Genomic DNA, 1,377 nt, shown 5'->3' on the forward strand with positions numbered 1-1,377 from the left:
ACTTGCCGATAAATATAATAGGTTCATCTCTTCTCCTCCTTTTAGAGATTTATTGTTTCTATTATCTTTAATCGGCAGGAGAAGAGATTTTTTTAACAAAATTTAAAAAATGACGAAACTATAGTTTAAATAAAAGATAATTATTTATCCAGAGTGAAGTAAGACAGCAGAACCTACCAACATGCTCAGTTGTTTTACTCCGGAGAGATAGGTAGTTACAATAAAACTAATGAAGAAAGATTTTTTAGATAACAAAAAAACTGGAGGTAGTGATAATTTTAAGGAGAAGCGATGATGTCGAGTAGACCTACCATTATGACATTGAAAGAAGTAGCTGATTACCTGCGTCTTCATGAATCAAGTATTTATCGACTATCAAAAGCTGGTAAAATACCTGCTTATAAAGTTGGTAGAGGGTGGAGATTTAAAAAAGATAAGATTGATGAATGGTTACATCAGTCAGTTATAATCAATAAAAATAAACCCTTTGGTGAGGGAAAAGAAGATAATACTCACTAAAGGGTTTTTTTGTTTGTTTTTATGGAGGTTAAAATAGATTTTAGATTTGCGATATTTGATAAAGGAGATATGAGTAAAGTATGATATCTGAAACCGATAGGGTTACAATATTAAAATATGTCAAAAAATATAATGCAAATGAGGTATATCTCTTTGGGTCATCCATTGAAAGAGAAGATGCTAATGATATAGATATTGGTGTCAAGGGGGTATTACCTGAACTTTTTTTTGACTTTTATGGGGAATTATTACTTGAACTTTCAAAACCGGTAGATATTGTAGATTTGACTGAAGATAATTCATTTAACAGATTAGTGATGAAAGAAGGGACTAAATTATATGGCTAATTTGAACGAAAAAATCAATGTGGAGATGGAAAATATAACTGTTGTTCTTGGGGAATTAGAAAAAGTCAAAGACAAGTCTAACAAAACTAAGCTTGAGTTAGCAGGGATGGCTACATATTTAAATTATTTCCAGGCATATACCAATTCCAAAAACAGAAACATGGCATAGTGATTTATTAATGTTATCAGCCAATAAAGGTATAATTACTGAGCAAACAAAAAATCAACTATCCAAATATTTAGCCTTTCGTCACTTCTTTATTCATGGATATGGTTTTTTATTAGATGAGGCTAAACTCAAGAGATTAGTTGACAATGTATTTGAAGTGTTCATAATGTTCAAGCAGGAGATTAATAATACATTATCCAGAATCATCCAAATAAAAAGAGGGTTGGACCTATTAACTCCAGTAAAATCAAGGGGTTATAATAGTAAGAAGGTAGATTTTAGGGGTGTTTAGGAGGTGAGGTAGGTATATGTAACATATTATAAACATTGGGGTTAGGTTTC

The 1,377-nt window shown here is 31.1% G+C and carries 4 protein-coding genes; all 4 read left to right on the forward strand.

Features of this window, described 5'->3' with window-relative positions; all coding sequences use genetic code 11:
• The first annotated feature begins 291 nt into the window (after positions 1-291).
• The 4 genes from AB1414_20970 (at position 292) to AB1414_20985 (ending at position 1,327) form a co-directional block, all read left to right on the forward strand.
• A complete protein-coding gene (locus AB1414_20970; GenBank protein MEW6609884.1) occupies positions 292-519 on the forward strand; it encodes a helix-turn-helix domain-containing protein in 228 nt (75 codons plus the stop codon).
• A gap of 80 nt (positions 520-599) precedes the next feature.
• Positions 600-866 carry a nucleotidyltransferase domain-containing protein gene (locus tag AB1414_20975; GenBank protein MEW6609885.1) on the forward strand — a complete coding sequence of 89 codons (267 nt, stop codon included), beginning with the start codon at positions 600-602 and terminating at the stop codon, positions 864-866.
• A complete protein-coding gene (locus tag AB1414_20980; GenBank protein ID MEW6609886.1) occupies positions 859-1,035 on the forward strand; it encodes a hypothetical protein in 177 nt (58 codons plus the stop codon). The genes AB1414_20975 and AB1414_20980 overlap by 8 nt, the downstream gene beginning before the upstream one ends.
• Positions 1,036-1,045: 10 nt before the next feature.
• The gene (locus AB1414_20985; GenBank protein MEW6609887.1) at positions 1,046-1,327 is read left to right on the forward strand and encodes a hypothetical protein; all 282 of its coding nucleotides are present in this window, start codon (positions 1,046-1,048) and stop codon (positions 1,325-1,327) included.
• Positions 1,328-1,377 lie beyond the last annotated feature (50 nt).

The sequence above is a fragment of the bacterium genome, assembly GCA_040755795.1.
Lineage (GTDB): Bacteria > UBA9089 > CG2-30-40-21 > CG2-30-40-21 > SBAY01 > JBFLXS01.